16 protein-coding genes and 1 riboswitch are annotated in these 19,266 nt (G+C 65.2%); of the genes, 13 read left to right on the top strand and 3 right to left on the bottom strand.

The window, feature by feature from the left end; genetic code table 11:
- The first annotated feature begins 14 nt into the window (after nt 1-14).
- Genes glyS through EUB48_RS01970 form a run of 4 tightly spaced genes read left to right on the top strand, consistent with a single transcriptional unit; the run spans nt 15 to nt 4,586 of the window.
- Nucleotides 15-2,225, top strand: a complete 2,211-nt coding sequence (gene glyS, locus EUB48_RS01955) for a glycine--tRNA ligase subunit beta (protein WP_142817374.1) — start codon at nt 15-17, stop codon at nt 2,223-2,225.
- Nucleotides 2,222-2,821, top strand: coding sequence for a D-glycero-beta-D-manno-heptose 1,7-bisphosphate 7-phosphatase (gmhB, locus tag EUB48_RS01960; protein ID WP_142817375.1), 600 nt, complete (start codon nt 2,222-2,224; stop codon nt 2,819-2,821). The genes glyS and gmhB overlap by 4 nt, the downstream gene beginning before the upstream one ends.
- A 1-nt stretch (nt 2,822) precedes the next feature.
- A complete protein-coding gene (locus EUB48_RS01965; protein WP_142817376.1) occupies nt 2,823-3,611 on the top strand; it encodes a lysophospholipid acyltransferase family protein in 789 nt (262 codons plus the stop codon).
- Between the two features lie 9 nt (nt 3,612-3,620).
- Nucleotides 3,621-4,586 carry a M48 family metallopeptidase gene (locus tag EUB48_RS01970; protein ID WP_168226683.1) on the top strand — a complete coding sequence of 322 codons (966 nt, stop codon included), beginning with the start codon at nt 3,621-3,623 and terminating at the stop codon, nt 4,584-4,586.
- Nucleotides 4,587-4,601: 15 nt separating this feature from the next.
- Here EUB48_RS01970 and EUB48_RS01975 read toward each other — a convergent pair whose 3' ends face one another.
- The gene (locus EUB48_RS01975) at nt 4,602-5,669 is read right to left on the bottom strand and encodes an MBL fold metallo-hydrolase (protein ID WP_142817378.1); all 1,068 of its coding nucleotides are present in this window, start codon (nt 5,667-5,669) and stop codon (nt 4,602-4,604) included.
- Between the two features lie 121 nt (nt 5,670-5,790).
- On the opposite strand from EUB48_RS01975, the gene EUB48_RS01980 reads away from it, so the two are divergent.
- The 7 genes from EUB48_RS01980 (at nt 5,791) to EUB48_RS02010 (ending at nt 13,892) form a co-directional block, all read left to right on the top strand.
- Nucleotides 5,791-6,186 carry a MerR family transcriptional regulator gene (locus tag EUB48_RS01980; RefSeq protein WP_142817379.1) on the top strand — a complete coding sequence of 132 codons (396 nt, stop codon included), beginning with the start codon at nt 5,791-5,793 and terminating at the stop codon, nt 6,184-6,186.
- 48 nt (nt 6,187-6,234) lie between these two features.
- The gene (locus EUB48_RS01985; RefSeq protein ID WP_142817380.1) at nt 6,235-6,702 is read left to right on the top strand and encodes a PaaI family thioesterase; all 468 of its coding nucleotides are present in this window, start codon (nt 6,235-6,237) and stop codon (nt 6,700-6,702) included.
- A 31-nt stretch (nt 6,703-6,733) separates the two neighbouring features.
- A complete protein-coding gene (locus tag EUB48_RS01990; RefSeq protein ID WP_142817381.1) occupies nt 6,734-7,912 on the top strand; it encodes an isovaleryl-CoA dehydrogenase in 1,179 nt (392 codons plus the stop codon).
- A 35-nt stretch (nt 7,913-7,947) separates the two neighbouring features.
- A complete protein-coding gene (gene can / locus EUB48_RS01995) occupies nt 7,948-8,616 on the top strand; it encodes a carbonate dehydratase (RefSeq protein WP_142817382.1) in 669 nt (222 codons plus the stop codon).
- A 79-nt stretch (nt 8,617-8,695) separates the two neighbouring features.
- Nucleotides 8,696-10,510 (top strand): bifunctional isocitrate dehydrogenase kinase/phosphatase, encoded by a 1,815-nt coding sequence (gene aceK, locus EUB48_RS02000; protein WP_142817383.1) that lies wholly within the window; start codon nt 8,696-8,698, stop codon nt 10,508-10,510.
- A gap of 28 nt (nt 10,511-10,538) precedes the next feature.
- Nucleotides 10,539-10,639: riboswitch (TPP riboswitch) on the top strand.
- 94 nt (nt 10,640-10,733) lie between these two features.
- Nucleotides 10,734-12,605 (top strand): phosphomethylpyrimidine synthase ThiC, encoded by a 1,872-nt coding sequence (gene thiC, locus EUB48_RS02005; protein ID WP_142817384.1) that lies wholly within the window; start codon nt 10,734-10,736, stop codon nt 12,603-12,605.
- A 105-nt stretch (nt 12,606-12,710) separates the two neighbouring features.
- Complete coding sequence (locus EUB48_RS02010) at nt 12,711-13,892, top strand: acetyl-CoA C-acyltransferase (RefSeq protein WP_142817385.1); 1,182 nt, start codon at nt 12,711-12,713, stop codon at nt 13,890-13,892.
- 36 nt (nt 13,893-13,928) lie between these two features.
- Here EUB48_RS02010 and EUB48_RS02015 read toward each other — a convergent pair whose 3' ends face one another.
- Nucleotides 13,929-15,260, bottom strand: coding sequence for a carbohydrate porin (locus EUB48_RS02015; RefSeq protein WP_142817386.1), 1,332 nt, complete (start codon nt 15,258-15,260; stop codon nt 13,929-13,931).
- Nucleotides 15,261-15,384: 124 nt separating this feature from the next.
- On the opposite strand from EUB48_RS02015, the gene EUB48_RS02020 reads away from it, so the two are divergent.
- Nucleotides 15,385-16,512, top strand: a complete 1,128-nt coding sequence (locus EUB48_RS02020) for an acyl-CoA dehydrogenase family protein (RefSeq protein ID WP_142817387.1) — start codon at nt 15,385-15,387, stop codon at nt 16,510-16,512.
- A gap of 38 nt (nt 16,513-16,550) precedes the next feature.
- On the opposite strand, the gene EUB48_RS02025 is transcribed toward EUB48_RS02020, so the two are convergent.
- Nucleotides 16,551-17,441 carry a LysR substrate-binding domain-containing protein gene (locus tag EUB48_RS02025; RefSeq protein WP_244618300.1) on the bottom strand — a complete coding sequence of 297 codons (891 nt, stop codon included), beginning with the start codon at nt 17,439-17,441 and terminating at the stop codon, nt 16,551-16,553.
- Between the two features lie 147 nt (nt 17,442-17,588).
- Between EUB48_RS02025 and EUB48_RS02030 the strand changes: the two genes are divergently transcribed.
- Entirely contained in the window at nt 17,589-18,992 is a 1,404-nt protein-coding gene (locus EUB48_RS02030; RefSeq protein ID WP_142817389.1) for an FAD-binding oxidoreductase, read from the top strand.
- Nucleotides 18,993-19,266: the final 274 nt, after the last annotated feature.

Consider the following 19,266-nt stretch of genomic DNA (forward strand, 5'->3'; position numbering starts at 1 on the left):
TGATTAGAGACCCGATGACTACCAAGAACCTGCTTGTTGAACTGTTTGTGGAAGAGCTGCCGCCCAAGGCGCTGCGCACGCTGGGCGAGGCGTTTGCCGGCGTGCTGTTTGAAAAGCTGCAGGCGCAGGGCCTGACGGGCAACGACGCCCAGCTCACCGCCTTTGCCTCGCCGCGCCGGCTCGCCGCGCATGTCACCGATGTTCGCGCACAGGCCTTTGATAAGGCCGTGTCGCAAAAACTCATGCCGGTCGCGGTCGGGCTCGATGCCGCGGGCCAGGCTACGCCCGCGCTGCTGAAAAAACTGCAGGCGCTCGGCGTCGGCGCGCAAGCAGTCGCGGGCCTCAGGCGTGCCGTGGACGGCAAGGCCGAGGCGCTGTTCCTTGAACGCACGGAGCAGGGGGCGACGCTGGCCGAGGGCTTGCAGGCGGCGCTGCTGGACGCCATCGCCAAACTGCCCATCCCCAAGGTCATGAGCTACCAACTCGAGAGCGGCTGCGAGCTGCCGGGCTGGAGCAGCGTGAGCTTTGTGCGGCCAGCGCACGGCCTGGTCGCGCTGCATGGCGCCGACGTGGTGCCGGTGCAGGCGCTGGGCCTGCAGGCCGGGCGCGACACGCACGGCCATCGCTTCGAGGCGCGCGTCGACCCGGTCGTGTTGCGCAGCGCCGACAGCTACGCGCAGCAGCTGGCCGACGACGGCGCGGTGATCGCCAGCTTCGAGGCGCGCCGCGCCGAGATCGTGCGCCAGCTGGCGGCCGCCGCGCTCAAGGCGGGTGGCAGTGAGGGCGGGAAGTCGCACGCAGCGCTCCAGCCGATCCATGACGACGCGCTGCTCGACGAGGTGACCGCGCTGGTCGAGCGTCCGAACGTGCTGGTGTGCGCGTTCGAGCCGCAGTTTCTCGAGGTGCCGCAGGAATGCCTGATCCTCACGATGAAGGCGAACCAGAAATACTTCCCGCTGCTCGATGCAAAGGGCAAGCTCACCCACCAGTTCCTGGTCGTCAGCAACATCACGCCCCTGGATGCCAGCGCGGTGATCCAGGGCAACGAGCGCGTGGTGCGCCCGCGCCTGGCCGATGCCAAGTTCTTCTTCGACCAGGACCGCAAGAAGACGCTGGCCTCGCGGGTCGAGCAGCTCGGCAAGGTGGTCTATCACAACAAGCTCGGCACGCAGGGCGAGCGTGTGCTGCGGGTGATGCACATCGCGCGCGCGATCGCCGAGCGGCTGGGCGGCGCCGGGCTCGCGGCGCAGGCCACGCAGGCCGCGCAGCTGGCCAAGGCCGACCTCGTGACCGACATGGTGGGCGAGTTCCCCGAACTGCAGGGCACCATGGGGCGCTACTACGCGCTGCACGACGGGCTCGATCCGGCCGTGGCCGATGCGATCGAGGATCACTACAAGCCGCGCTTCGCCGGCGACGCGCTGCCGCGCAACGCGGTCGGCACGGTGGTAGCGCTGGCCGACAAGCTCGAAACCCTGGTCGGCATGTTCGGCGTCGGCAACCTGCCCACCGGCGACCGCGATCCGTTCGCGCTGCGGCGGCATGCGCTCGGCGTGATCCGGATGCTGATCGAGAAGAGTCTGGATTTGGGGCTGATGCAATTGGTGGATATCGCGTCTGCCGCGTTTGATCAATCAGCACAAGGCGAGGCAAAACAGGCGGGCGACAAAGCCGAGTTTGACTTTGGCTGGCATTTGGACGCTCCGGGTGCAGACGCAATTTCGACCTTCATCTACGACCGCCTGACCGGCACCCTGCGCGAACAGGGCTACGGCGCGCAGGAAGTCGATGCTGTGGTGTCGCAACGGCCGCAGCGCCTGGCCGACGTGCCCAAGCGCCTCGACGCCGTGCGCGCCTTCGCCGCGCTGTCCGAGGCGCCCGCGCTGGCCGCCGCCAACAAGCGCATCAGCAACATCCTGAAAAAGGCGCCCGAGGTGGACCCGCATGTCAGCGAGCTGCTGCTGAAGGCGCCGGCCGAAGCAGCCCTGTTCGCGGCCATGAACCAGATCGTGCCGCAGGCCAATGCGCAGTTCGAGGCCGGCGACTACACGGCCTCGCTGCAGACGCTGGCGGCACTGCGCGAGCCGGTCGATGCGTTTTTCGACGGCGTGATGGTGAACGCCGAGGAGCTGGACCTGCGCCTGAACCGGCTCGGCCTGCTCAAGCGCCTGCACGATGCCATGAACCGCGTGGCCGATCTGTCCAGACTGGTGGCGGCGCCATGAAGCTCGTCATCCTCGACCGCGACGGCACCATCAACTGGGACAGCGAAGATTTCGTCAAGACGCCCGACGAATGGATTCCCATGCCCGGTGCGCTGGAGGCGATTGCCCGGCTCAACCATGCGGGCTGGCGCGTGGTGGTGGTGGCGAACCAGCCGGGGCTGGGGCGCGGGCTGTTCGAGATGGCCTCGCTGAACCAGATCCACGCCAAGATGCACAAGCTGCTGGCAGCCCAGGGCGGGCGCATCGACGCCGTGTTTTTCTGTCCGCATGCGCCCGGCGAAGGCTGCAGCTGCCGCAAGCCTGGAGCCGGCCTGTTCGAGCAGATTAGCGAGCGCTACGGCGTCGAACTCAGGAACGTGCCGGCGGCGGGCGACAGCCTGCGCGACATCCAGGCCGGGGTCGCGGCCGGGTGCGAGGTCCATTTGCTGCTGACGGGCCAGGGCGCGCAGTTCCGCGACCGGCTGGCGTGCGGCGAGCCGCTGCCCGAGGCCTTTCCCGCGGGGACGATGGTGCATGAAGATCTGGCGGCATTTGCCTCGTTCATCCTCGCGCGCGAGGCCGCCCCGCAGCCTGCACGCGCGGCCGAGATGGCTTGACATGCGTCTGATCCGCTCGCTTTTGCATCTGCTGTGGATGGCCATCACCGTGATTCCGTGGGCCACCTTCGCCATCATCGCCTCGCTGTTCGTGAGCAGCACGCGCATGTACTGGATCTGCGCTGGCTGGCTCCGGCTCGCGGTGAACAGCGGCACCGTGATCCTGGGCATCCAGAACCGCATCACCGGCTGGGAGAACCTGCCGCAGGGCGAGCTGGAGGCGGCGGTGCTGCTGGTCAAGCACCAGTCGACCTGGGAGACGCTGGTGATGCCGGCCATCATGCCGCACCCGCTGGCCTATGTGTTCAAGCGCGAGTTGCTGTATGTGCCGTTCTTCGGCTGGAGCATGGCGCGCATGGACATGATCCACATCGACCGCAGCCAGGGCGCGCGGGCCTTTAGCAAGGTGGTGGCTCAGGGCAAGCGGCTCATGAAGCAGGGCACCTGGGTCATCATGTTCCCCGAGGGCACGCGCATTGCGCGCGGCCAGGCTGGCACCTACAAGTCGGGTGGCACCCGGCTGGCGATCCAGTGCGGCGTGCCGGTGATTCCGATTGCGGTCACGTCGGCCAAATGCTGGCCGCGCAAGGCCTTCATCAAGACGCCGGGCGTCGTGGACATCTCAATCGGCAAGCCGATCGCCAGCGTCGGGCGCAAGCCCGATGAGCTGATGCGCGAGGTGCAAACCTGGATCGAGGCCGAGATGCGCCGGCTTGACCCCGAGGCCTACGGCCCGGGGCCCGCGTCCGCCGCCTTGCCAGCCGGAGCCGACGCCGATCGCCGGCGCTGAATCGCAATGATGCGCGGGCTGCTTCAGTTCACGCTGGACCTGTTTGGGCCGGAGCCGCCCGCACCGCCGGTTCTTAAGAGAAATAAGGCTGTAGCCCCCATGGGGCCTTCGCAACCAGCTATCGAATTTGTAGTAACAGCTGCAGCGAACGAGGCTGCCCGTCCGCTCGAGCAGATGCTGGCGCCCGCCGCTTTCCGCCATCCGCGCGCGAACCGCGAGGCGCAGTTGTCGGGCGCCGTCGTGGCCTATGAGTTCCGGCGCGGCAAGCGCCGCACCATCGGCTTTGCCGTGGGGCCGGACGGCCTGGTGGTGAGCGCGCCCAAGTGGGTGCCGCTGCACGAGGTGGATGCCGCGCTGCGCGAAAAGTCCACCTGGGTCGTGAAAAAACTGGGCGAAGCGCGCGAGCGCCAGGGCCGGCTCGAATCGAACCGGGTCGAGTGGAAGAACGGCGCCACGCTGCCGTTTCTGGGCGAGCGCGTCGTCATCGTGCTCGATCCGCGCCATGCGTTCAGCGAGGTCGGGGCCGTGCTCCAGACCGATGCCGATGCCGGTGCGCACGGCGGGGCGCTGCCCGGTGCGCCGCGGCTGAGCCTGCGCCTCGGGCTGCCGCTCAGCGCCACGCCGGCGCAGATCCGCGATGCCGTGCAGGCCTGGCTGATGCGCCAGGCGCGGCGCATATTTCTGGAGCGGCTGAACCATTTCGCGCCGCGCCTGGGCGTGCAGTGGCGCCGCCTCGCCCTGAGCAATGCCGGCACGCGCTGGGGCAGCGCCAGCGCGGACGGATCGATCCGCCTGAACTGGCGCCTGATCCATTTCCGCCAGCCCATCATCGACTACGTGGTGGCGCACGAGCTGAGCCATCTGCGCGTGATGAACCACAGCCCGCGTTTCTGGGACACGGTGCGCACGGTGGTGCCCGACTACACCGAATTGCGTGGCCAGCTCAAGGAAGAAGCGCTGCCGCGCTGGGATTGAGGCCTGGCGGGCCGCTCAGACGGCGCTGAAGCGATAAATGCCGTCGCCATCCAGCGTGCGGCGCAGCTGGCCGCCGTACCACAGCGCGTGCAGATGCGCGACCGCCTCGCCCATGGCAAACGTCGTCTGATGCAGGTCGAGCGGGCGCTTGAACATGATGGGCAGGATGTCGGCGGCGTGGCAGGGCTTGCTCTGGCATGCCTCCATGACTTCCGCCAGCCGGTCGCGGTGGTGGTCGTGCAACTGCTCGATGCGCTTGTGCAGGCCCTTGAACGGTTTGCCGTGCGAGGGCAGGGTCAGGGTGTCGGTATCCAGCGCGCTGAATTTGTCGATCGAGTCGAGGAATTGCGTCAGCGCGTTGCTCTCGGGCTCGACGTCGTACACGCTCACATTCGTCGAGATGCGCGGCAGCATCATGTCGCCGCCGATCAGGAGGTTCAGCTCGGCGCAGTGCAGCGCGATGTGCTCGGGCGCATGGCCGTAGCCGCTGATGCAGGTCCAGTCGCGCCCGCCGATGCGCACCGTGTAGCCGTCCATCAGGCGGTGGAAGCTGCGCGGCACGTCGGGCACCAGGCTGGGGTAGTAGTTGGTGCGGGCGCGGATTTTCTCGATCGAGTCGGGGTCGGTCAGGCCGTGTGAGGCAAAGAACCGGGCCGCGCTCTCGCCGCCGAAGCCGGTGGTGCCCCGGGTGCTCAGGCGCGCCACGTTGTAGTCGGTGGCGCTGATCCACAGCGGCGCCTGCCAGCGCTCGCACAGCCAGTGCGCCAGGCCGATATGGTCCGGGTGCATGTGCGTCACGATCACGCGCAGGATCGGCAGGCCCTGGAGCTGGGTCGCAAAGATGGCTTCCCACTGGGCCTTCGATTCGTCCCGGCTGATGCAGCAGTCCACGATGGTCCAGCCCTGGACCGGGCCATTCGGGCCGTCCATCTCGTCGCGCAGCAGCCACAGGTTGATATGGTTCAGCGCAAACGGCAGGCTCATGCGGATCCAGCGCACGCCCGGTGCGACCTCGAGGGTGGTGCCGGGTTCGGGCAAAACATCGCCCAAAGGGTAGTGGAGTTGTTGTTCGAGCAGGTTCATGGAGGAGGCCGGTGGATGTTGACGTTTACGTAAACGTAAGGTGTAATCGTGCATTGTATGGACTCTGCAGCCTTTGCAGTGTCACTTCGGTAAAGCCTTCCCGTTTCGCACATTTCCCGCCATGGCCATCACCTACACGATCAGCGACCTTGCGAAAGAATTCGACCTGACCACGCGCGCCATCCGCTTCTACGAGGACATGCAGCTGCTGCAGCCCGAACGCGAAGGTCCGGGCGGGCGCAACCGCGTGTACAGCGCGCGCGACCGCACCCGGCTCAAGCTGACACTGCGCGCCAAGCGGCTGGGGCTGAGCCTGACGGAGGCCAGGGAGATCATCGACAGCTACGACAGCCCGCGCGACACCGCGCCGCAGCTGAAGAAATTCCTGGCCGTGCTGTCGAATCACCGCCAGCAGCTGGAGCAGCAGCTGGCCGAATTGCAGGCGAATCTGGAAGAGGTCAAAACGCACGAAAGAGAGGCCAGAATCCTGCTGGCCAGGGTCGACAAGTCGAAATAATTCCTTCATCACGGGCGTTGATGAACCCCCCTCAACCTTCTTTACCCCATGACCGCACCCACTTCCCCGACTTCCGCCCCGACAGGGCTCGCCACCGATCTGTTTCGGCGCATCGAGGCCAGCTTCAGCCGGCAGGGCATGATGCGGCATCTGGGCGCGCGGCTGCTGCGCGTGGAGCCCGGCCTGTGCGAGATTGCCCTGCCCCATTCGGACAAGGTCACGCAGCAGCAGGGCGGTTTTCATGGCGGCGCGATGGGCGCGCTGGCCGACATTGCCGGCGGCTATGCCGCGCTGACCCTCGTGCCCGAGGGCATGGAGGTGACCACGGTCGAGTACAAGATCAACTTCCTGGCGGCCTATCAGGGCGGCGAACTGCGGGCCACCGGACAGGTGGTCAAGGCCGGCAAGCGCATTGTCGTGACCACGGCGCAGGTAGTGCATCTGGACGCGCACGGCAGGCAAAGTGACTGCGCGGTGATGCAGCAAACGCTGGTGCCCGTGCCCAAAACCTATTAACGTATTTCAACCCCTTGCAACGGAGATCCCCATGAACATGCCAGGACTCAACTTCCAGCTCGGCGAAGACATCGACGCCCTGCGCGACGCCGTGCATGATTTTGCACAGACCGAGATTGCGCCGCGCGCGGCCGAGATCGACCGCAGCGACCAGTTTCCGATGGATCTGTGGCGCAAGATGGGCGATCTGGGCGTGCTCGGCATCACCGTGAGCGAAGAGTATGGCGGCGCCAACATGGGCTACCTCGCGCACATGATCGCGATGGAAGAAATTTCGCGCGCCAGCGCCTCGGTGGGCCTGTCCTACGGCGCGCACAGCAATCTGTGCGTGAACCAGCTCAAGCGCAACGGCAGCGAGGCCCAGCGCAAGAAATACCTGCCCAAGCTGATCTCCGGCGAGCACGTCGGCGCGCTGGCCATGAGCGAGCCGGGCGCGGGCTCGGACGTGATCAGCATGAAGCTCAAGGCCGAGGACAAGGGCGGCTACTACCTGCTCAACGGGAACAAGATGTGGATCACCAACGGGCCCGATGCCGACACCCTGGTGGTGTACGCCAAGACCGAGCCCGAGCTGGGTGCGCGCGGTGTCACCGCCTTCATCATCGAAAAGGGCATGAAGGGATTTTCCATCGCGCAAAAGCTCGACAAGCTGGGCATGCGCGGCAGCCACACGGGCGAGCTGGTGTTCCACAACGTCGAGGTGCCGGCCGGCCAGATTCTGGGCGGGCTGAACAGCGGCGCCAGGGTGCTGATGAGCGGGCTCGACTATGAGCGCGCGGTGCTGTCGGCCGGCCCGATCGGCATCATGCAGGCGGTGATGGACAACGTGGTGCCCTACATCCACGACCGCAAGCAGTTCGGCCAGAGCATCGGCGAGTTCCAGCTGATCCAGGGCAAGGTCGCCGACATGTACACCGTGCTGCAGGCCGGCCGCGCCTACTGCTACACCGTGGGCAAGAACCTCGATGCGCTGGGCAGCGAGCACGTGCGCCAGGTGCGCAAGGATTGCGCCAGCCTGATCCTGTGGTGTGCCGAACAGGCCACCCGCATGGCGGGCGACGGCATCCAGATTTTCGGCGGCAACGGCTACATCAACGAGTACCCGCTGGGGCGCCTGTGGCGCGACGCCAAGCTGTATGAAATCGGCGCGGGCACCAGCGAAATCCGCCGCATGCTGATCGGGCGAGAATTGTTCAGCGAGACGATGTGACGCGTTGCAGATGTTCCCTAAATTAAAATTACCCCATGACTACTGCCAATATTGACGACCTGTTCGTCCACAACCGCAACTGGGCCGCGCAGATGGAGCGCGAGCGCCCCGGCTTCTTCAGCAGCCTGGTGAAGCAGCAAACGCCCAAATACATGTGGATCGGCTGTTCCGACAGCCGGGTGCCGGCGAACCAGATCACCGGGCTCGATCCAGGCGAGGTGTTCGTGCACCGCAATGTCGCCAACCTGGTGGTGCATTCGGATCTGAACGCGCTGTCGGCGATCCAGTTTGCGGTGGATGTGCTGAAGGTCGAGCACATCATGGTGGTCGGGCACTACGGCTGCGGCGGCGTGACGGCCGCGCTGCGCAACGCCCGGGTCGGTCTGGCCGACAACTGGATTCGGCATATCCAGAACGTGCGCGAGCGCCATCAGGCGTTGCTTGAGAGCCTGTCGCCACAGCAGCGCGGCGACGCGCTGGTGGAGCTGAACGTGATCGAGCAGGTGGTCAACGTCTGCGTCAGCACCGTGCTCACCGACGCCTGGGCGCGCGGCCAGAAGGCTAGCATTCACGGCTGGGCCTATGGCGTGCACGACGGGCTGCTGCACGACCTGAAGATGACCGTCTCCAGCGCCGACACCCTGGCGCCCCTATATCGCGTCGCCGTCGATGCCGTGGTCGCCGAGCGGAGCCAGCGGAGTTAGAGTGCACCCCCACGCTCACTGCGTTCGCTGTCCCCCGAGGGGGTGCTCAGTGCCTTTCGGGCGGCCGGGCAGGCACTGAATGTTCCCGCAGCGCCTGGACTCGCCGCTGGCCTACGACATCGCCAAGGCCATGGTGGACGGCTTCAACCGCCACTACCGGCTGTTTCGCACCGAGTCGGCCCGCGCCAAGCACCGCTTCGAGACGGCTGACTGGCACGGGCAGCAGCGTGCGCAGCGTGAGCGCATCGAGTTTTATGACTTGCGTGTGCGCGAGTGCTTCACCCGGCTCGAGCGCGAATTCAAGGCCGGCGCGCTGCCCATGGACGTGTGGCAGCAGATCAAGCTGCACTACATTGGCCTGCTGGTGGACCACTACCAGCCCGAGCTGGCCGAAACCTTTTTCAATTCGGTCACCACCAGAATCCTGCACCGTACGCACTTTCACAACGATTTCATTTTCGTGCGGCCGGCGGTCAGCACCGAGTACATCGAGAACCCCGAACGCACCGCACGCCCCACCTACCATGCCTACTATCCCACGCGCGAGAACATGCGCGAGGTGTTCAAGCAGCTGGTGAACGACTTCGACCTGCGCCGCCCGTTTGAAGACCTGGACCGCGATACCGGGTATGTCTTGCAGGCCATGAAAAGACGGCTCGGCGACGCCAAGCTGCGCACCAACTTCCAGTTCCAGGTGCTGTCCGGCCTGTTCTTTCGCAACAAGGGCGCCTACGTGGTCGGCAAGATCATCAACGGTTTCACCGAGATCCCGTTTGCCCTGCCGATCCTGCACAACCGGCATGGCAAGCTGGTGATCGATGCGGCGTTGTTCGGCGAAGACGATTTGCTGATGCTGTTCAGCTTTGCGCGCGCCTACTTCATGGTGGATATGGAGATTCCTTCGGCCTGGGTGCAATTCCTGCGCAGCCTGATGCCGCGCAAGCAGCGCACCGAAATCTACAACGCGCTGGGCCTGGCCAAGCAGGGCAAGACGCTGTTCTACCGCGATTTTTTGCAGCACCTGCGCTATTCCACCGACCGCTTTCGCATCGCGCCCGGCATCAAGGGCATGGTGATGCTGGTATTCGACTTGCCCTCGTTCCCGTTCGTCTTCAAGCTCATCAAGGATTACTTCCCGCCGCAAAAGGAAACCACGCGCGAGCAGATCAAGGCCAAGTACTTGCTGGTCAAGCAGCACGACCGCGTAGGCCGCATGGCCGACACGCTGGAATACCGCGAAGTGGCGTTTCCGCGCGAGCGCTTCGAGGACGATCTGATCGAGGAAATCCGCAAATTCGCACCGAGCCAGCTCGAGATCAGCGACCGCGACGGCGATGGCCATCTCGAGGTCATCATCAAGCACCTGTATATCGAGCGGCGCATGATTCCGCTGAACATCTACCTGCAGGAAGCCTTCGACGCGGGGCCGGGCGATCCGCACGCCAGGGCCCAGATCGAACGCGTCGTGATTGAGTACGGCAATGCCATCAAGGACCTGGTGGCCGCCAACATTTTCCCGGGCGACATGCTGTGGAAGAATTTCGGCGTCACGCGCAATGGCAAGGTGGTGTTCTACGACTACGACGAGATCGAGTACATCACCGACTGCAACTTCCGCCGCGTGCCCGAGCCGCGCAACGAAGAGGAAGAGATGAGCGGGGAGGTCTGGTACACGGTCGGCCCGCACGACGTCTTTCCCGAAACCTTTGGCCCCTTCCTGCTCGGCAATCCGCAGGTGCGCGCGGTCTTCCTCGAGCACCACGCCGACCTGCTCGACGCCTCGTTCTGGCAGGCGCACAAGGAGCGCATCGCGCAGGGGCACGTGTACGACGTGTTCCCCTATGACCAGAAGAAGCGCTTCAACCCGACGGACGGGGAAACCGATTTGTCGTAGTCGCGCGGCGGGGAAGAATCGCCTATACTGGCGCCGCCCGGGGTGCGCAGGATCTGCGCTGAGATGGTTTCCAAACCCGCGAACTTGATCCGGCTTGTACCGGCGTAAGAAGAGCCAGACGATGGTCTGTACGTCCCCTTGGGGGCATCGTGCCGTCTCCTTTCAGTTCGCATGGTTGTCGCCGTCCTTCGGAGCAATGTGCCATTGACCAGGAGACTTTGCCATGAATGCGCCCGACAAATTAGCCCAATTCATCAACCTGACCCGGGAGCCGCTGCCCGCGTCGCGCAAGCGCTACGTCACGGGCGCGCTGGGCATCAAGGTGCCGCTGCGCGAAATCCTGCAGAGCAACGGCGAAGCCGTCACGGTGTACGACACCTCGGGGCCCTATACCGACCCCGATGCCGTGATCGACGTGCGCCAGGGCCTGCCGACGCCACGCCAGCGCTGGATCGACGACCGGGGCGATACGGAGGCCTACGTGGGCCGCGTCCCGTTCGCGCTCGACGACGGCGCCAAACATGGCGAAACCGACACGCTGGCCGCTTTGCGTGCCCAGGCCGCGGGCCTGCAGCGCGCGCCGCGGCGCGCCCGGATTGGCGCCAACGTGTCGCAGATGCACTATGCGCGCCAAGGCATCGTCACGGCGGAGATGGAATACGTGGCGATCCGCGAGAACCAGAAGTTGGAGTGGATGCAGCAGTACCAGCAGGACGCCGCGCGCGAAAAGCGGCTGGCCGGCAACAGCTTCGGCGCGGCGATCCCGAAGGTGATGACGCCGGAATTCGTGCGCGATGAGGTGGCACGTGGACGCGCCATCATTCCGGCCAACATCAACCACACCGAGCTGGAGCCGATGGCCATCGGACGCAACTTCCTGGTGAAGATCAACGCCAACATCGGCAACTCGGCCGTCACCTCGAGCATCGAGGAAGAGGTGGAGAAGCTGGTCTGGGCGATCCGCTGGGGCGCCGACACGGTGATGGACCTGTCGACCGGCAAGAACATCCACACCACGCGCGACTGGATCGTGCGCAACTCCCCGGTGCCGATCGGCACGGTGCCGATCTACCAGGCGTTAGAGAAAGTCGGCGGCGTGGCCGAGGATTTGACGTGGGAGATTTTCCGCGACACCTTGATCGAGCAGGCCGAGCAGGGCGTGGACTACTTCACGGTACATGCGGGCGTGCGCCTGCCGTTCATCCACCTCACGGCGAATCGCGTCACCGGCATCGTCTCGCGCGGCGGATCGATCCTGGCGAAGTGGTGCATTGCGCACCACAAGGAAAATTTCATCTACACGCACTTCGAGGAAATGTGCGAGATCATGAAGGCTTACGATGTGAGCTATTCGCTCGGCGACGGCCTGCGCCCGGGCTCGGGCGCGGACGCCAACGACGAGGCGCAGTTTGCCGAGCTGCGCACCCTGGGCGAGCTCACGCAGGTGGCCTGGCGCCACGACGTGCAGGTCATGATCGAGGGGCCCGGCCATGTACCCATGCACATGATCCAGGAGAACATGACCGAGCAGCTCAAACACTGCCACGAGGCGCCGTTCTACACGCTGGGCCCGCTGACCACCGACATCGCCCCCGGCTACGACCACATCACCAGCGGCATCGGCGCCGCCATGATCGGCTGGTACGGCACGGCGATGCTGTGCTACGTTACGCCCAAGGAACACTTGGGCCTGCCGGACCGCGAAGACGTCAAGACCGGCATCATCACCTACAAGATCGCGGCGCACGCGGCGGACGTGGCCAAGGGCCACCCTGGGGCGCGCGCGCGCGACGATGCGCTGTCGCGCGCGCGCTTCGAGTTTCGCTGGATGGACCAGTTCAACCTGTCGCTGGACCCCGACACGGCGCGCAATTTCCATGACGAGACCTTGCCGAAGGATTCGTCCAAGGTGGCGCACTTCTGCTCCATGTGCGGACCGAAGTTCTGCTCCATGAAGATCACCCAGGAAGTGCGCGAATACGCCAAAACCCTGGGTGTGACGGACGAGCAGGCCCTGAGCGAGGGCATGCAGAGCATGTCGGAGGAGTTCAAGCGCAAGGGCGCGGAGATTTACATTCCGATCAGCAAGGCGTGAAAGGCGTGCCGGCTTGCATCGTGCCCTGATTCTGTCAAAATTGACGTTTACGTAAACGTCAACTATGGTTGATTCGGATCGCTCTTTTTTTGCAAGGAAAAAATCATGTCTGATTCCATCGTTATTGTCGGTGCGGCCCGCACCCCCATGGGCGCCTTCCAGGGCGATTTTTCCAGCCTCGCGGCGCACGACCTGGGTGGCGCGGCCATCAGGGCGGCGATGGAGCGCGCCGGCGTGGCGCCGGAGCGGGTGGGCGAGGTGCTGTTCGGCAACGTCCTGCCGGCCGGCCAGGGGCAGGCGCCGGCGCGCCAGGCCGCGCACAAGGCAGGGCTGCCGCGCAGCTGCGGCGCCGTGACTCTGAACAAGGTGTGCGGCTCGGGCATGCGCGCAGCCATGTTCGCGCATGACATGCTGCTCGCGCGCAGCCACGATGTGATCGTGGCTGGCGGCATGGAGAGCATGACCAACGCGCCGTACCTGCTGCTCAAGGGGCGCGGCGGCTACCGCATGGGGCACGACCGGATCTTTGATCACATGATGCTCGACGGGCTGGAGGATGCCTACGAAGCCGGCCGCAGCATGGGGACGTTCGGCGAGGACTGCGCGGCCAAATACCATTTCACGCGCGAACAGCAGGACGGATTCGCCGTAGCCAGCGTGCAACGGGCCAGGGCTGCTATCGAATCAGGAGCATTCCAGGCCGAAATCACGCCGGTGACGGTGAAGGACCGCAAGGGCGAGCACGTGGTCGACACGGACGAAGGCCCGGGCCGGATCAATGTCGAGAAGATCCCGGGCCTGAAGTCTGCTTTCAAGAAGGACGGCACGATCACGGCCGCGTCGAGCTCCAGCATCAATGACGGTGCCGCCGCGATGGTGCTGATGCGCGAATCCACGGCGAAGGAGGCCGGCTGCAAGCCGCTGGCGCGCCTGGTCGCCCACGCGACCCACGCGCAGGAGCCCGGATGGTTCACCACGGCGCCGATCGGTGCAACCGAGAAGGTGCTTGGCAAGGCCGGCTGGAAGGTCGGTGACGTCGATCTGTGGGAGATCAACGAAGCGTTTGCCGTGGTGCCGATGGCGCTGATGCACGACCTGAAGGTGCCACATGACAAGGTCAACGTGAACGGCGGCGCCTGCGCGCTCGGTCACCCGCTCGGTTGCACCGGCGCGCGCATCATGGTGACCTTGATGTATGCGCTCAAGGCACGAGGCCTCAGGAGAGGACTGGCGACGCTGTGCATCGGTGGCGGCGAAGCGACCGCTGTGGCGCTGGAGCTGCTGTAGCGCGCCACCGTCGGGCCGCCACCGGCGGCTCATGCTTCAGAATTCGGCGTGCACCCGCAGCGCGACCAGGGACACGGGGCCGCGATCCCGGTTGTAGGCGGGATTGACCACATGCTGGACGTCCAGGGTGACGGCGAGATGTTTTTGTACTTGCCAGCTGTAGTACATCTCGGTGATCCGCTCCGTGCCGTAATGGAGCTGCCCGTCACCGATGAGCAGACCCAGACCACCGGCGGCGAAATAGGCACGCGCCGCACCCGACAGACCGTTCACCACCGCCGCCACGCCCACCGTGTCGTCGTGCCGTCCCCACCGATCGCCGTTCAGGGAAAAGCCGCCGGACAGCGATCGGTTGATGTCGGTGAACTCGTAGGCTTCCCGGCTGCCGTTGTTCACGCTGGCACGGGCAAAAACGCCCAGGTCAGGCGCCACCTCCTGCTCGATATTGAGCACCGCGCCGGCGCGGGAGGCAAACCGCCGCACCAGGGACGTGTCGGGCCGGGCGCCTGTTTGCTGCGCCAGACTCAGCGCGTTCGCGTAGCTGCCCATCTCGCCACGGTTCACAAAGCCCAGCAGCTTCACCTTGCCCGGGCGCCCGAAGATCTGATGCCGTGCTTCCAGCTCGCCCACCCATTCATATTGCTTGAAATGGGGATCCAGCTGCTCCCCGTTGGGCACGGTCGAGAGATCGAACAGGCCGGTGCGCAGGGTCCACCATGACTGGGTCCATTCCACGGCCGCGCCCACGGTGTAGCCCCAGGCGTCGGCCGCGTAGTCGAAGGCGCCGCCATCCACGACGGACCAGTTCAGGAAGTCCGCACGTGCGTCGTGCGCGTAGCTGTTGGTGTCAAAGATATCGACAACCGAAAACTTCCCAACCGTCACGGTGAGGTTGTCTGCCGTCTGGCTGCCGCCGAGCTGATTCGCCCCGGCCTGCATCGACACCGCGGCACCGCCGAGATCGATGACCTGGCGGATGAACGCGCGGGGCAAGCGAGCGTAAGGTGTATTTGCGCCCACCCGGCTGGCTTCGCCACTGGGAAATCCGGCAACACCCGTCGTGTCGCTCAGGCCGAAACCCTGGTTGATCTCGGGGTTCAGGTAAAGGGCACCGCCCTGCCACAAGCGCGCCCCGACGAACAGGGTCATGTCGGTGCTTTCTGCACTGTCGCTGTGCGGCGACAGGCTGTTGGCTCCGCTGTAAGGCGCTTGAAACGCAGGGTGCCACTGCGTGGTGTTGGTCAGCTGCCCGTGGATGCTCCACGACTCCGCCGTCGTGTCCGGCGGGCTTGCGCTGGCCGCCATTGCACCGTAGGGCAGGGCGAGCAAGCTTGCGGCTGCGAAGAATTTCCGGAATGCCAGATTCATGTTTTTTTGCTGTATGGCTGAAGGCAGGCCTGAGACGAACAAAACCGCGACCGCGGGCGTGCGGGCACTGCGTGGGGATGCGGCAGCATAATTGAAACATACGTCAACACCAACGCCCCGCACCATGCTATTGACCTCCGACCAGGAAATGATTCGCGACGCCGTGCGCGCGTTTGCCCAGGAACAGTTGTGGCCCAACGCGCCGGCGTGGGACAAGGCGCATCACTTCCCGAAGGCAGCGCACCAGGGTCTGGCCGAGCTCGGCGTCTACGGCATCTGCGTGCCCGAGGAGTTCGGCGGCGCCCATCTGGATTACGTGGCGCTGGCGCTCGTGCTGGAGGAAATTGCGGCCGGCGACGGCGGCACCAGCACGGCGATTTCCGTCACGAATTGCCCGGTCAACGCGATCCTGATGCGCTACGGCAATGCGGCGCAAAAAAAGCAGTGGCTGACGCCGCTGGCGCAGGGCCGGATGCTGGGCGCGTTCTGCCTGACCGAGCCGCATGTGGGCAGCGATGCGTCGGGGCTGCGCACCACCGCGACCCGGCACGGCGATGAATATGTCATCAACGGCGTCAAGCAGTTCATCACCAGCGGCAAGAACGGCCAAGTGGCCATCGTCATCGCCGTCACCGACAAGGGCGCGGGCAAAAAAGGCATGAGCGCCTTCCTGGTGCCGACCGACGCGCCCGGCTATGTGGTCGCGCGCATCGAGGACAAGCTGGGCCAGCACAGCAGCGACACGGCGCAGATCAACTTCGACAATTGCCGCATTCCGGCCGAGAACCTGATCGGACTGGAGGGCGAGGGCTACAAGATCGCGCTGGGTGGGCTCGAGGGCGGGCGCATCGGCATCGCCGCGCAGAGCGTGGGCATGGCGCGCAGCGCCTTCGACTGTGCCGTGGCCTATGCGAAGGAGCGCGAGAGTTTTGGCACTTCCATCATCAATCACCAGGCCGTCGGCTTCCGGCTTGCGGAGTGCGCTATGAAAATAGAAGCGGCACGGCAGTTGATCTGGCACGCGGCGAGCCTGCGGGATGCGGGCCGCCCGTGCCTCAAGGAGGCCTCCATGGCCAAGCTGTTCGCCAGCGAAATGGCCGAGCAGGTCTGCAGCGCCGCGATCCAGACCTTGGGCGGCTACGGCTACGTGAGCGACTTTCCGCTCGAGCGCATCTACCGCGACGTGCGCGTGTGCCAGATTTACGAAGGCACGTCCGACGTGCAGAAAATCATCATCCAGCGCGCGTTGTGATTCGCGCCAATCCTTGACGAGAGTAATGCGGATTCTGCTCAGTCCGCTGCACCCATCCAGGCGGCAAAAGCCTCGATGTCCGCTTGCCGCACGTGATGGGCCATCGAGACAAGGTAAAAGCCATATCCAGGCAGCGACAGAGGCAGTGCCTTGATGAGCGTCCCGCATTTCAGTTCGTGGCTCACCACCACATCGCTGCAGATCGCGATTCCCTGCCCCGCGACCACGGCGTCGATGGCATGCAATTCCTCCCGAAAACTGAGCGCCCACGCCATGTCGATCGCCGTCAAGCTCGGATCGACCATGCCCGCGATCGCCAGCCATTGCCGCCAGGTCGGTGCCTGCGCATCGCGACTCGTCCAGTCGAAGTGGATCAGGGGAAAGCGCAGCAAATCCGAGGCGCGCTCGATGGCGCGTCCATCCCTGGCAAGCAGCGCCGGGCTGCAGACCGGAAAAAAGGTATCCCGGCAGATCTCCTGCACGACAAACCCGGCCGGCATGGTCCGGGCGTAGCGGATCGCCACGTCGGCGTCGCCGGATCTCAGGTCCAGGATCGCATCCGTTCCGATGATCTCCAGAGGGATGTCGGGGTATCTTTCGCGCCACGCTGGCAAGCGCGGGACCAGCCAGCGGCTCGCAAACGCATTCGGGCTCGTCACGCGCAGCGGCGCTGGTGCGCCTGACCCGGCCACCGAGGCGACTGCGCCCACGAGTGCATCGAACCCATTGCGCAGCGCCGGATACAGCCGCACCCCCGCGCCCGTGAGTACCAGAGGCAGCGGATGCCTCTGAAACAGGCGCTGGCCGCAGGTCTCCTCCAGAAGCCGGATCTGGTGGCTGACGGCCGTGGGCGTCACGTGGAGTTCAGCGGCGGCCGCCTTGAAACTGCCAAGCCTGGCAGCAGCCTCGAAGGCCTGAAGAGATCGCAAAGGAGGCAGTTTTCTCATTGACGTAGATGAGCTTTCCTCATCTTGCAGCTGAGTTCTTTGATTTTGCCATGCGGGAGCGCGCGTGACAGGATGTTCTCATTGGATGGGACTGGCCCCGCCCAACCCGGAAAAATGGAGGGTAAGGCAATGGACATCTGTCATTCTGGCAACAGCCTCAAGGAGAAATCCGATCGGCCGGCAGCAGAGGTCGACCTGTTGCGACGCAAAGTGCTCGGTGACGTGGTCCTCCCGGAGGATCCCGGCTACGAGGAGGCGCGCAAGGTCTGGAATGGCGCGGTCGACAAGCGGCCGGCCGCGGTCGTGTACTGCGCCAACACTGCCGACGTCATCGAAGCCGTGACGTTCGCCAGGTCGCGCAACCATCTCGTGGCCGTCCGCAGTGGCGGACACAATGTGGCCGGCCTGTCGGTTTGCGACGGGGGCATCGTGATCGATCTGTCGCGCATGAAACGCATTGCGGTCGACCCGCAGCGCCGCAGGGTCCGTGCCGAAGCCGGTCTGAGCCTGGGCGAGTTCGATGCCGCCACGCAGGCCCATGGCCTGGCAACGACGATGGGCGTCAACAGCGACACCGGCATTGCCGGGCTGACCCTGGGCGGCGGCTTCGGCAAGCTCGGGCGCAAACACGGCCTGGCCTGTGACAACCTGCTGGCCGCCGACGTGGTGCTGGCGGATGGCCGGAGGGTGCGGGCGAGCGCCAGCGAGAACGAGGATCTGTTCTGGGGATTGCGCGGAGGCGGGGGCAACTTCGGTATCGTCACGGCCTTCGAATACCAGCTCCACCCGGTCGGGCCTGCGCTGCTGGTGGGCTCGGTGCTCCACCCCTACACCGGTGCGCGCGCTGCGATGCGGTTCTACGATGATTTTTGCGCCCGGTCTCCGGAGGAGCTCAGTGTGGACGCCGCCCTCGTGACGGCACCGTCGGGCGAGCGCTTCTTCAACATCACGGCCTGCTACTGCGGCGCGAACGAGGTCGGCGAGCGCGTTGTCCGGCCCCTGCTGGAATACGGCGCCCCTGTCGAAAGCAAGCTGACTCTCGTTCCCTACCTTCAGATTCAGTCCGGTGGCGACAGCCTCTTTCCGCGAGGACGCCGCTACTACTGGAAGGCGCAATTTCTCGACAAACTCACGGACGCAGCGATCGATGTCCTTTTGCAGGCCTACGCGCGTGCGCCCTCGGCTGGCTCACTCCTCGTGTTCCAGCATGTCGGAGGCGCCATTGCCCGAGTTCCCGCGCTGGCAACGCCCTATGCAAATCGCGATGCGCGCTATGACTGCTTTCCCGTTTCGATCTGGGACGATCGATCTGAAGAGCATGCGGCTATCCAATGGGCGCGCGACGCATGGAATGCCGTCAAGCCTTTTGCGACGGGAGGTGTCTATGCGAACAACCTCGGCGACGAAGGTGAGGACCGCGTCCGGGCGGCCTATGGCGAGAACTACCTTCGCCTGAGGGAGCTCAAGGGCAAGTATGACCCGGCCAACTTCTTCCGCTTGAACCAGAATATCCGGCCAGAGCCAACCGCCTAGCCAGGGGTGTTCCCCAGGACGGATGCATCGCGATGGTCCTGATGTATCGGGTGTGTAAAGCCGGTCGTCCGCGGCATCGGGGCTGCCGTTGGAGTACGCGGGCACCCCGCGGGGTCTGCCAAAACCACAAGGAAGACCGCATGAAACCCTCCGTCCGAACCACTCTGGCCTGCTCGCCCTGACCACGGCCGCCGGCGTCCTGACCAGCAACGCATTCGCCGCCGACACGCCGTGGCAGAAGGCCCATCCGCGCCGCGCAGTACGCGCCCCGCGA

It is taken from the genome of Rhodoferax sediminis, assembly GCF_006970865.1.
In the GTDB taxonomy this organism is placed as follows: domain Bacteria; phylum Pseudomonadota; class Gammaproteobacteria; order Burkholderiales; family Burkholderiaceae_C; genus Rhodoferax_A; species Rhodoferax_A sediminis.